Consider the following 12,934-nt stretch of genomic DNA (forward strand, 5'->3'; position numbering starts at 1 on the left):
GAGAAAGCACACTCACGAGTTGATTTTATCATGCGAATGAAACCAAAGGAAATGGTATCGTATATTGATTTTAATATTGAGGATGTAGCTTGTACTGCTATTCTTTTTGCCTATCCTGCTCCTACGTTACCACAACAATGGTTATCAACAATTAGTTTAGACCAAGTGCCTTCTGGACCTGGACAGGGGATTTTACTTATAATGTTACTAATGAGAGAACAATGGAACACTGTATCTCAAAGTTTTCAAGAGGAAATTACTGAAGGAGTTCTAGATGTTAAAAATCGGATTCTTGCAGGAGAAACTAAAGAATCAATACTTGAACAAGCTAGAAACTTTCGTAGATTTATTTCGGAGACCATTGAAGTCCTTGACGAGATAGAAGTTGAATCAGAGGATTTTGCTGATTCGATTATGGATGGTTTTGAGAATACGTTATTAGAGCAGGATTCGGAGAAGAAAGAAGATAGAAGATGATTTATTTCTTCTTTTCTATTTATTAATTCATTAGTGGATCACTTAACAAGTATAAAAATGCGTTTGATCAAGCAAGAAGAGAGGTACTAGTCATGACTAAATATATGCGATTAAGAACGGAACCATGTACTATTTGTAATAAAAAATATGCTCTTGGAATCCCAAGTGGGCAACTAGAACCAGATATTACTGGATTAGATGTCTTTCTTGATCTTCATGGTTTGGATGAAGAACTTCCACATGCTAGAATTCTCTATATTGATGGTAAGGGCTTCATTAGAACTATTTCAACAATTAAGAAGTTTACAAAAATTCTACGTGAAGAATAATTAAATAAAGCTTGGTTATCCTTTGTTCTACATTATGTCTAAATGGATACGTTGCGCTGTTCCTCGTGTTCCTTTGCGTGAACAGGTGACACTAAAAAGTGGAATATTGAAATCCACGGCTAATAAAGTAGCATCGTCAAGATTTTTCCCTACAAGAATGTCCAGTATCGCTCCATCGGTATGACGAAATATTCTTAAATATACATCCTCAATTTGATAAGACCCTGTCTGATCCCATCCCTTTTCTACGAGTAGTAAAGTTGGCCACAATTCTCCTTTTTTAAACCATTCCTTACGCTTTTCTACTGGAGTTTTTATGTCTTTAACGGCAAGATTGGTAAAGGAATAGCGTTTATCATCCTCAATGGTATCTTCTAGCATTCTTATATGGGGATTTTGTCGCGCTATCCAACCAAAAGTTCTAAACTGCAAGATAATCCAGTCCGTAATTCTACATTCAAGTTTAGGCAAAATGCTAAAGGAGCTATAAGACCTTTCGCTGAATTTGTATAGTTTTACTTCTAACGCATGACGATTAAAAAAAACTTTTGCTTGAGAACTACTAAAATTCTAGTAAAAATTATTTAGCTATTGATATTTCAGGCTTTATCAAAACTCACATTTCTGGATTTAGAGCTGTTTCAGAGGGTTCGTGAAGATCTTTTCTTTTCTGAGGTATTTCTGAGATAATTTTTACAATATTACGACCCCATACCATGAAAAAAGCTAGTTCGAGTAAGAACATTATTCCTTGCAGGATTATGCTCTCAGAGAAGACCTCAAGTATATATGTAAGGGCAAAAAGTCCAAAAACATAAACCAAATCAGTAGAAGCTAATTTTCCAGGTGTAAAGGTAATTTCATTTGAGATCCATCTCCAAATTTCCCAATAAGCAATAATTCCTCCTAATAGGGATCCAAGGACTGCACCGACATAGATTAATGCTGGCCAAATCACAGGTAAGCTAGAAAAACTTGGTTCTTGTCTTGCTAAGTAATCAAATATACCAATTATGAAGAATACTATTATAAAACTCGAAATACATGTAAAAATAATTGCCAATATAGGACTTATTGGAAGGGAATTTTTCTGGGGATTTTTTTCCTTTGGAGAGTCAGATTTATCTAAAGACATTGGGATTTCACCAAATACTACTTTTTTACCGTTTGCAATCGATTTATAACCCATTCACGATCAAGAGCAACAATAAATGGGGCAAATCGTGGGCCTTGGGGAGTACCAAGGAAGATTTGATATAGTGCTTGGAAAAAAAGGTTCATTTTCTTTTTGCTTAATCCAGTTTCTTCGCGTAGAGAAATCATACAGTTCTTAATTTCTTCTTCATTCCAAGGTATTGTCTCAAGTTTTTCAGCCATCTGAAGAATTATTTTCTGGATTTCATTATCTAGACCTATAATTACTTCATTTGGAATATCTTTCGGGATATTGATTCTTAAATAGGTTGGAGCATATTGAGAATTAACCCATGATCGTGTATGATTTAATCTTTCTTGAATATGTTCTATAACATCTTTTGAAGGGTTATTTACAAGCATTCCAGTTCCCTGTAGTTTATTGATAGCGATTTCTAACCCAGAATTGTCTGATGGTATTAATTGGGTCAATATTAATGCATGGGAATAATCTAACTGAAATCCACGATATGGTGGTACTTGATTATAAAAAACAATCTCATAACTACGCTTAATAGCAGCTAGTTCCGCATTATCATCAAATGGCTCTAAATCGAAATATATTCGCTGTGCACGATCGTATTCTGCTACATAATTAGGTACTTTATCTAAACCCAGTATTATTCGGCGTTTTGGCGGTGTTTTTAGATATAAATATTTGAGCACTTCTGGTTCTGTATATTTTAACCAGGTTGTGGGAGTAAAACCTATAAATCCTGAGCTTGTCATATCGCCAAAGTCTTTTTTATCTTCTGAATAGCCCACCCATTCGTTCCAAAAGCCAAAAGGCCCACGTCGCTTGAGAACAGTTTCTAAAACCTCTATGCAGCTGTCTCGTGATCCACCTGGTGTAGCATGATCTTTTCCATATGGTTCAAAATGAACATTGAGTGTATACCAGATTGCTAGCCATTCTAGTCTCCATGTAAGTTTTCCTAGACTAATATCAGACCAGTCTTCTGTATTACATTCTTCGCAATGATACTTGACCTTGTAGGTTTTAAGATCGACATCAAGTGCTTTTGTTGTTCCAATTCGGTTACAACGAGTACATAAAGGATTAATAGGTATCCAATCTTCGGGAAAGGGGTTTTCTTGCCGATATTTGTTTAATATTTTTCTAACCTGATTTTTCTTTTTAATCAGCGAGATAACCGTTTTCTTCATATCTTCTCGTTGATACAATTCATGTGTTCTAATAATTTGGATATCTTTTCCGAATTTTGGCATGGGAATTCCGAATTCTTTCCAAAAAAAGTCCACCCAAGACTTTTTTGATTCTGATGGATCTGGAACATCAATAAGTCGCCAATTAATATATTCTTTCGCTTTTTCAGGATCTTTAAAGGCATTTAACTGTGCTTCTTTTCCTTTCCACGGATCTGAAGTATAAAGAATTAAATAATGAGTTGCATTATAACCACGTGCCTGAAGTTCAGTTGTCACAGCATTTGTTAAAACGATTTCACCCCTTAGACGACCGACGTGTTGTTTCCCTGAGATAGATATACCACAATTGCAATTAAATTTGGTGACATCAGGCCAATTATTAATTAAATCTGTTGTTAGTTGATCTATCCAATGTTGGGAATATTCTTTTGGACTTTCGGTCATTTTCTCTCGCCAGAATGTTTCTTATCTAATAACAGTCTCAATGAAAAAGGGTTAAAAAAACCATTTTTTCCTATCTGATAGAGCTTTTTCAAAAAAGAGGAAATAATAATTGAATAAATGCTTTAAGTGTTAAGAAGGAATTATTTCTATATAAATTTATTAGACTTAAGTACGAGACTAAATTGTATATTTAGATTACTGTTCATTTCAAGATAGGTGAAAAATAAGAAATGAAGGCATTAATTCTGGCAGGGGGTAGTGGAAAGGAAATGTTACCAATTTCAAAGTACTGTCCCAAGACTTTTTTGTCTTTACATGGCAAATTTCTTGTGGAATATGTGATTGATGGTCTAAGGGAAGCTGGGTTTGAAGAATTCGTGGTTGTAGTGGGGCATCTAGGAGAAAAAGTCGATATATTATTGGAAAAATATCAAGGAAAGAATATTATTCTTGATATTGTCAATCAAGAGGAAAAAAAGGGTATTGAAGGGGCAATCTTAGCTGGAAGCGACCATTTTTCCAAAACTGAACCATTTATATTGGCTTATGGGGATATCATTGCTCCTTCTAAATTTTATCAACATTTAATGAATTCCTACATCAATACAGCTGCTGATGGTGCAATTGCAGTCACCTTAGTAGGCAAATCCTTTGAATTCGGAATAGCTAGTCTTGATGACAGAGGTTTTATTACCAAGATTCTTCCTGAGACTTCAACGAATGGTGATGAGGCGAATTATATTTTTGCTGGAGCTTCCATTCTTCCAGGTGAATTCTTTCATGTTCTACAAGACGAAAAGAAATTAACTTCAGCTTTAGGACGATTACTCAAAGAGCAGCGGCGTATTTGTGCTTCTGTTTGGTTGAATGAATGGATAGATGTTGGGTATGGATGGGATCTTCTAGAAGCAAATAAAGACGTTTTCAAAAACATTGAATACTCACGTATTCATAAATCAGCTAAGATTTCTCCTTCTGCACATATTTCAGGATTAATATTCATTGAAAAGAATGTTACAATTGATCACAATGCCGAGATTGTTGGACCCTGTTTTATTGGAGAAAATGCATATATTGGTACCAATAGTTTAATAAGAAGTTTTTCTTGTATTGAAAAGAACTGTACAATAGGATTCTCAGTCGAGGTAAAAAATTCCGTTATTCAACCAAATGTAAAGATTGGTCGTTTGTCTTATATTGGTGATAGTGTAATCGGAGAAGGAGCTAACATTGGAGCTGGAGTTACTACAATAAACTACATAAAAGGTCTTTCTCCCGATATACACCCAATGATTATCAAAGGACGCGAGTATGACAAACTAGGGGCTATGATAGGTCCTAGAGTAGATCTTGGATCGAATACTGTTATTCTTCCCACTATTAAAATTAATCATGACGAAATTATCCCTCCAGGTTCTGTAGTCAAATCCGATAAAATGAAAAAAAGAGAAGATTAGAATTCCAGACGTTTATCTGGGACATAGGAAAGAATTCTTCTGATCTGATCTTCTTTTTTGTTTATTCGAAAAACATTTGAGATTCGATAAATACGATCGCCTGTTTCTGGTTTAATAAAGAGATCACCACTTAAAAAAAGCATTTTCTCAAAGATATCTGGGTTGGCTTTTTCGATGTGAGCATGTTGTGCGTTTCCAAATCGTTCTTCGTCTCCTAGAATTCCTCTGTGATGATAAATTTCTGTAGGGGAAATCAACCAATAGTCTATGCGACTATAGATATACATTATAATTAAATGAGCAGCTATTAGCAAAAAGAAGAATAAATAAAATTCTTGAGATACTGTGATATTAGGCCAGCTAAGACCAAACTTCAATTCAGGAAATTGAGTTATTAAGAGAATATAAACCAATACAAAGATTATAACACCAAAAGCTATAAGAGCTGTCTTTCCCACTCCGAAATCAAAAGCTACTATGATAAAATTAAATGCAAATACTGCAAAAAAGAATGTACCAAGAATGACTTTTGTGTCTGTACCAAAAAGGTCTGGTAAAAAAGCTTGGATAATGAACGAAAGTAAGGCAATTATCATACTAGGATAGAAAAAGAGCGTTTCAGGATAAGAACGAACAATAGTATATTCCTTATCTGGTTTTTTTATTTCTTGTGTTTTAATCGCATTCATTGACATTTTTTTCTTGACTCCAAAGAGATATATGTATTTAAATGATCAACTAAATTATATATATTTTTGTATATTCTTGAATTAAAAAAGGTTCTTTCTAAAATAATCAGACCTAACTTGTTCCTCAGAAGACATCTTTCAAGCCATTTGTAGTAATAGCAAATACAACTTCATTTTCAGGTAACATTGGACTATCGATAATTCGTGCAATACGACGTTCCCCTTTGGATTTTCGAAGGTAGATTCTAGTATGAGTTGAATGAGCTAAGATATGTCCTCCCACAGGTGTAGTAGGATCTCCAAAAAAAGTATCAGGAGCAGTTTGTACCTGATTAGTCAAGATAATGGCAAGATTATATATTTCAGCAAGTCTTAAAAGAGAATGAAGATGCTGATTTAGCTTTTGTTGGCGTGATGCTAAGGTTTCTCGTCCGACGTATTCTGCACGAAAATGAGTGATTAATGAGTCAATTATCAATAATTTTACATTTCTAAGAGGGGCTTCTCTCATGATTCGTTCTGTTAAAATCATTTGATGGTCTGAGTTATATGCTCTGCCATGTAGTATGTGTTTTAAGATTGATTTAATGTTTAGATCATCTGAATATTGATTTGCCATCGAAACTATTCGCTCTGGACGAAAAGAGCCTTCTGTATCAATATATATACATGTAATAGCTTCTTTTCCATCCTTAGTGATACCCCCCCTTTCACATGGAAGATGGCTAGTTACACACAACTGGTGCGCAATCTGTGTTTTACCCGTTCCATATTCCCCATAAACTTCTGTAACACTTCCAGTTTCAATTCCTCCTCCTAAAAGATCATCTAGGGCATCAACACCAGTAGAAAGACGCATCATACTTCTTCTTGATTCAAGAACTTTATCTGCAGATTTAAAATCAATACCAAGAGATTTTTGAGCCATCTCAATCAGTTTGAGTGCCATATTCTCTTGGAAGTTACCACAAGATGTTAATTCTCGGATACTTGCACTAGCTACTGCTTCTATAGTTGTAAATCCTCCGTCAAAGAGCTTTTTAGAAAGTAAGGGATTAATATTTGATAGGAGAGGAAGACGATCGGGATCACTATATGATAGATCTTTTTCTAATTGAGAAGGAATAATATCGGGTTTGTGCAATCGAAGATCTTTCCAAGAGTTCTTTAATAATAACTCGAATATCCAATAATAAAGACCTGTTCAAGACAGTTCATTATTAAACTTATAAGATAATAGATTTTGAATTACTATTTCATTAGGGAACAGTATTACAACAAGGATCTAAAATTAGGAAGAGAGAATAAACAGGTATCACACTACCCTATAATGCCTTTTTTAGAATAAAAATAGTACCTGATTTTATAAAAATGAATATAGTCGTTTATTACTCTAAGTTAGGTTAAATGGGAATGACTCAGCCTATGTGTAATTTCACTTTCAGAGATCTCTTCTATTACAATAAAATTGTTTTAAACGGATTTATAGTTCTTAATTTTTCAATTTTGGGAAAAAAATTAACTATTAAGTCATTTTATGATATTTCGTATTGCTAGAGATACTTTTGGAAAGGAAAATAAGCATGTTCAACATAACATTCAATTTAATATCTATTTATTTTTAAAATAATTCTTTTTTCTAATAGAGACAGATATTAAGGAGAAATTTTGTTTTAAAAAGGACTAGATAAGAGTATTATAGATATAGAATTTTTTTAAAACATAATTGTGATTTTGAAAGAGAAAAAATCTTTCACTTAATGCAGATTAAATGTGAGAGTTCCTGTGACCAATGAAAGACTCTAATTTTGAAATTAGTCGTTTTTTTGAGAATAAATCAAATATTTTTCGCGATGAATCGATTTTTTCTCCCTCTTACATCCCAAATGTCTTAATCCATCGGGAGGACACGCTCCGGCAGTTAACTAACTATTTTAAATCGATTTTTACATTAAATTTCCCTCCTTCAGGAAAATCTGTAATTATTCAGGGTTCTGTTGGATTAGGGAAGACGGTTGTTGTTAAAAAATTTGGCAAAGCTGTTGAAACCTTTTGTAAAAGCTCTTCCTCCCGTCCTTCAATGAAAATAATTTATTTTCATATTAATTGCAGGCGTCAAAGAACTTGGTATTTGGTGCTTACTTCTATACTAAGACATTTCATTCTTGCTTTTCCCCCTCGTGGATATAGTACTGATGAATTAATACAATTATTAACACGAATACTTAAAGAAAGAAATCAGCACCTCTTATTATGTCTTGATGAAATCGATTATTTAATTATTGATAAAAAAAGCCAAGATGAATTATATTCCCTTATTCGTGGGCATGAAGAAGATTTAAATGACAATAGATCTCATATTTCCCTAATCTTAATCACAAGAGATCCCCATTTCCTTTTGTTTTTGGATTCTGCCCTCTATTCATCCTTATCACAAACAATAATAGTCTTTTCAAAGTATTCAGAACAACAGCTATATGAAATTTTAATTGATCGGGCTAATTCTGGATTGAAATCCACTACATATACAGAGGAAGTAATCAGGATGATTGCTTCATTAACATATGAAGTTGGGGATGTTAGATATGCAATTGAACTTTTATGGAGGGCAGCAAAATTAGCAGAAAGTGAATTATCTTCCTCAATTGAGTTTGAACATGTGAGAAAATCTCATTCATGCATAATGCCAATTAAAAAGAGTGTTATTACTGACTTACCAATCCATCAACAATTTATTCTAATGGCTCTTGCTTTATTGTTGATAAATGATCGTTCAAAGTCTCAAATTACTACAATGAAATTAAAAGAGAAATATTATGAAATTTGTAAGAAAAACAGATTAAAACCACGAAGACAAACTCAATTCTGGGGTTATTTACAAAAGCTATCAGCTTTAGGACTAATTAAACTGAATGTGTATAATAAACACAAAGAAGGAAAATCTTTAGGAAGGACAACTTGCATTAGTATTCATTCATTTTCAGCAGAGCAGCTAGTAGAACAAATTAATAATTTCAGCTATTGATCATCTGCAATTCGCTTTAAAAACCGTGCTACAGCCTCCTCACGTAATCGTGAAAATCGGCTACTACTTTGGCCTACTTCATGATGTTTTTTAGTTGCCTCACCTTCTGTTATTCCTTTCTGATAATCAAAGATACAAACACTGTTTGAAAGAATCAAGATAAATAAGATCATTGGAAAGAATTGTGCTGACATGCCAGAAAGGACTAAAAGAGAAGTAAGGGATCCTATCACTAACCGTTCGTAAAGATCTTTTAATTGAAGAATGATTATTAGAATAAGAGTAAAACCAATCAAAGTAAAAAGCCAAGTAAAATCTTCTAAACCAAACATGAGTATGATTTCAGAGAAAATTGATCCTCCAAAAGAACCATCTAAGATCCTTTGTTCGGTATTATAGAAAAATACAGTCGATTTTAGAGTTTCTATAATCCCAAAGGGGAGAAGAAAAATAAATGTTAATAAAATTGGGATCAAAGAGAGTTTTATTGCCGTAAAGTATTCTTTTTTATGGAAATATTGAATGAAATATCCAACAATAAAGATTCCTGCGAAATATTTTGAAAGCATACTTAATGACCAGAACAACAATGTAAGACTGCCAATCTCTTTCTTATGAAAATACCACCCTGCAAAAAAGAGAGTTTGAGCCAAACATACATTATTCCAAATCATAATAGTAAAGAATACTAACCCAAGGAGTAGAGCCTCTTGTTTTTTGCATTCTAAGATTTTATGTATTAAAATAGATGAAATAGCCATAAAGAATAAATTTGTAAGTAAAATTCCCATTCCATTAAAACCTGGGAGAAATGAAACAATTCCTGTTGTGTTCAGTTCAGGTAGGAAATTGAAAATATCGATCATTTCGAGTATAGGCTTGAAACTCCTAACAAAAGTGGTTAAAAGTAGATCTAGCATAAATCTAATTGGGAAGAACACTTCCATTTCCATAAATATCGCTGATATAAAACTTAGCAATCCTAGGAACAAGGAATATGTTAACAAATCAACTGGTAAATATGCATAGGTTGTAAGTCGAAATTCTCCTGGGATATCTGGAATAGCATGTCTAACTCCCTCTACGACATAAGGATTTTGTCCTTCCCATAGCAATCGTGCCCCATCTATTACTCCTACTGTAATATCCCCTGAAAAGGCAATATTTTGAAATAAAAATAATATTAACAGAGACAAGCCAATTCCATAGTAGAAGATCTTGGTTGAAACTTCAATTCTTTTTCTTGAATAAACAAAATAAATTCCATAAAAAATAACACAATTGAAAGAAATTACTCCTATCCAATATGATTGGTCTAGAATCATGAAATTGTCATTAATCCATGCTAAAAGTATAAATAGAAAAATTGGAATGGAAATAAGAATCCCCATAGTTAGCTCTGGATTTCCTTCTACTTTCTTTTTTACCCGAGAAAAAAGGCTTTCTGACATTGTTGATCAGCTAATATACCTTTTGAGTACTTGATATCATATAGTTGCACTATTTAGGGTTTGGATTAAAGTTATTGTGTATAATGGCTATGAAACAATAAACATCTTGACAGTAAAAATAAAGCTCTTTCTAGCAAACGAAGGGATTTTATTGTTAAAAAATTAATTTCTAAAATAGTATGGAATTCTTACTAAAAAATAAAAAAAAGGGGGGAAAAGAGACCTATCGTCTCTTTTTGAAGAAAATTGGAATAGCTAGCAATCCAGAAATAATGAATATACCTTCAAAACCAGGAGTGAGTTCTATGGTTGTAGTTGTGGTCGTTGGGGTTGTAGTTGGGGGAGTTGTGGTTGGTGTTGGCCAATTTTCAGCATTGATATTGACTGTCATGTCAGAATAACTACCCATAGAGTCAAAGGATCCTGTAGATTTCCAGAAGTAGTATTCTTCACTGTAAGCTGAGACAGCGATTTCAACTATAGTTTTGGTGCTAGTATCGTTATCTGTGTTTTTACCATTGAATTCCAAGAAAGTATCCATTCCTGCATGAGTAACGTTTTCATTCCAATTCATACCGAAATTGAAGGCATTTATTACCATGGCATCACCAGGATCGTCTCCAACAGTACCAGTTAACATTGCTAAGAAGTCTGGATTTGTCAAGACATTGTTCATTGCATCCATGATTGCTTCGACGAGAATCGGTAGTCCCCCAACGACTTCCCAATCAGGGGTTCTAACAGGAAGTGGTAACAACATTTTTGGATCGATTGGTATTCCAAACATGGGTCCAGTTTGGCTATCTTGAGCTCCAAGACCACCCATTGGTTTAATTGGCATCATGAACATATTCCACATAGAACCTTCTGGGATGTAAGTAGTATAGCCTGTTCCAGGCATCTCTTGAATTTCTAGGACAATAAGATAGGGTGTATAGGTATTGAATGGAGAGGAGTTGTCAACTATCCATGTCTCATGATAAGTGTCATTGTACCATTGCATATCATAGGGATCGTAATAGGTGTTTTCAAATTCCCGATATTCTACAGGACCATTATAAAGACTTGATGGCAACAAATCTTGAACATTCTCAAGGAAGGTTTTATCCCAGTTATAGTACATATTCCACTCTTCTCTATCAAAAACGATGGCGTTTACTACACCTGGAGTATAAGGAATCCAAGTAGAATTTTCATCCTCTGCATATAGTGGATCCCAATTTTCATACCCATATTGATCATACCAATAATATCCATCTCGAACTTCCCAAAAGGAGGTGCTATTTGCATATATTCCTGCATCGAACATATTTAGGGCAATCTCCCGATATCCATGATCACCACCTTCTCCAAACATAGGCATATAGTAATCTTCAATTGGTGGTAAGGGTTCTTGAGCACCAGTTCCTCCATTAAAGAATGGTAGACGGTCACTCATGAATCGTCCGAGATCAAACATATAGCCATCGATTGTATAGTATAATCCATCCATGGAGGTGATGGTATAATTTAGGAGGTGATTTCCATCCAGTTCATTAATTGATCCTACGATTGCAGTTAACATCTCATTTAACATATTTTCTAAGGTCTCATTTTCTAAATCAACCATAAGAGATAATGCAACATCCATAAGATATTCACCTTTATCTCCAACAGAGACAGGAATCATATCTTGGGTGGATTGATATAGATCAAATTCTAGATAGAAATGTTCATTTGACTCTAAGATTCCATTTTCATTGAAATCCATCCAGAAATCAAAACTGAAATATGATAAGAACCCATTTGTGCTCCATGTTGCGTCAAGAGTAAAGTTTCCGAAGTCGGCTGTATCGTTTTCTGCTATTAGTTCTATGGTTAAATCAAAATCTGTTGCATAAACCGGTGTTACGGTGGTAGTGAAATTTATGTCTTCATTTTCAGTATCAAAGGGAAGAATGTCCTCAATGACTACTTCGTTGCTCCAAAAATTAAATGCATCACTTAGATCATCTAAGAAGATGATTGAAGGAGCAAAGAATGGTAAACCTTCATAACCATAGTTATAAAACCAGTCATTTAGAGTTTCAAACTGTGAAAAGTTAGTAGCCATTTTTATTACTGGAAAAGGAGGAGTACCACTTCCAGCTGGCAATGTGAAGCTCGAAGGTAGCATGTCAATTGGGAATGTACTAGGAGGTTCAACTCCCTCTGGAATTCGCCATGAAATAATGACATCTTCACCAAGGGACATTGCAGCTTGAATATCCAAGAGACGGCCTTTTGCTGTTGTTTGATCGTTGACAATTTTTACAAAAACTTTACTGTTTTCGAAAGTACCATCAATAGCCCATTCTGGGCCTTCATATCCTTCTCCGCCGGGCATAAAGAACCCAACATTGAAGTATTCATCCAAAGGACTAATCATTTTTGTGACATTATAGTACAGATTGGTATTTACTAAGTCACTTGCAGCCATGGTTGTGGGACCAGTTAACCAATTATTCACCAGATTTATATCGTATTCAATAGAATATGTTCCTGGAGGAGGTCCTTCAGCGAAAGGATCTTCTTGGGCTAATACTGGCGTACCAAATGCTCCAAAGAGCAACATACCCATGGCCATTATTCCAAGGATATAATAGCGCATTTTCATAACTTTATTTCACCTATATAGGCATTTTTTATCTTAAAAGACATTTCACCCATATCTATTCAA

11 protein-coding genes are annotated in these 12,934 nt (G+C 34.1%); 4 read left to right on the forward strand and 7 right to left on the reverse strand.

Annotated elements, in window-relative coordinates; genetic code table 11:
• Nucleotides 1-477 (forward strand): hypothetical protein (locus ACWVCY_RS03105; RefSeq protein WP_455140227.1); only part of this gene is annotated, 477 nt, incomplete at its 5' end.
• Nucleotides 478-569: 92 nt separating this feature from the next.
• Complete coding sequence (locus ACWVCY_RS03110) at nt 570-806, forward strand: hypothetical protein (RefSeq protein ID WP_455140228.1); 237 nt, start codon at nt 570-572, stop codon at nt 804-806.
• Between the two features lie 27 nt (nt 807-833).
• Here ACWVCY_RS03110 and ACWVCY_RS03115 read toward each other — a convergent pair whose 3' ends face one another.
• The 3 genes from ACWVCY_RS03115 to lysS form a co-directional block, all read right to left on the reverse strand.
• A complete protein-coding gene (locus ACWVCY_RS03115) occupies nt 834-1,238 on the reverse strand; it encodes a hypothetical protein (protein ID WP_455140229.1) in 405 nt (134 codons plus the stop codon).
• A 184-nt stretch (nt 1,239-1,422) separates the two neighbouring features.
• Entirely contained in the window at nt 1,423-1,941 is a 519-nt protein-coding gene (locus ACWVCY_RS03120) for a hypothetical protein (protein ID WP_455140230.1), read from the reverse strand.
• A 17-nt stretch (nt 1,942-1,958) separates the two neighbouring features.
• Nucleotides 1,959-3,614, reverse strand: coding sequence for a lysine--tRNA ligase (lysS, locus tag ACWVCY_RS03125; protein ID WP_455140231.1), 1,656 nt, complete (start codon nt 3,612-3,614; stop codon nt 1,959-1,961).
• Between the two features lie 230 nt (nt 3,615-3,844).
• Here lysS and ACWVCY_RS03130 point away from each other — a divergent pair, with 230 nt between their 5' ends.
• Nucleotides 3,845-5,071, forward strand: a complete 1,227-nt coding sequence (locus ACWVCY_RS03130) for a sugar phosphate nucleotidyltransferase (RefSeq protein ID WP_455140232.1) — start codon at nt 3,845-3,847, stop codon at nt 5,069-5,071.
• On the opposite strand, the gene ACWVCY_RS03135 is transcribed toward ACWVCY_RS03130, so the two are convergent.
• Both ACWVCY_RS03135 and radA read right to left on the reverse strand, forming a co-directional pair.
• Complete coding sequence (locus ACWVCY_RS03135) at nt 5,068-5,766, reverse strand: hypothetical protein (RefSeq protein WP_455140233.1); 699 nt, start codon at nt 5,764-5,766, stop codon at nt 5,068-5,070. The two genes, ACWVCY_RS03130 and ACWVCY_RS03135, sit on opposite strands and share 4 nt — an antisense overlap.
• Before the next feature lie 118 nt (nt 5,767-5,884).
• Nucleotides 5,885-6,904 (reverse strand): DNA repair and recombination protein RadA, encoded by a 1,020-nt coding sequence (radA, locus tag ACWVCY_RS03140; RefSeq protein WP_455140234.1) that lies wholly within the window; start codon nt 6,902-6,904, stop codon nt 5,885-5,887.
• Between the two features lie 648 nt (nt 6,905-7,552).
• Between radA and ACWVCY_RS03145 the strand changes: the two genes are divergently transcribed.
• A complete protein-coding gene (locus tag ACWVCY_RS03145) occupies nt 7,553-8,785 on the forward strand; it encodes a Cdc6/Cdc18 family protein (protein WP_455140235.1) in 1,233 nt (410 codons plus the stop codon).
• On the opposite strand, the gene ACWVCY_RS03150 is transcribed toward ACWVCY_RS03145, so the two are convergent.
• Both ACWVCY_RS03150 and ACWVCY_RS03155 read right to left on the reverse strand, forming a co-directional pair.
• Entirely contained in the window at nt 8,779-10,236 is a 1,458-nt protein-coding gene (locus ACWVCY_RS03150) for a hypothetical protein (protein WP_455140236.1), read from the reverse strand. The genes ACWVCY_RS03145 and ACWVCY_RS03150 overlap by 7 nt on opposite strands.
• 223 nt (nt 10,237-10,459) lie before the next feature.
• Complete coding sequence (locus ACWVCY_RS03155; protein ID WP_455140237.1) at nt 10,460-12,871, reverse strand: hypothetical protein; 2,412 nt, start codon at nt 12,869-12,871, stop codon at nt 10,460-10,462.
• Nucleotides 12,872-12,934 lie beyond the last annotated feature (63 nt).

It is taken from the genome of Candidatus Hodarchaeum mangrovi (assembly GCF_975850365.1).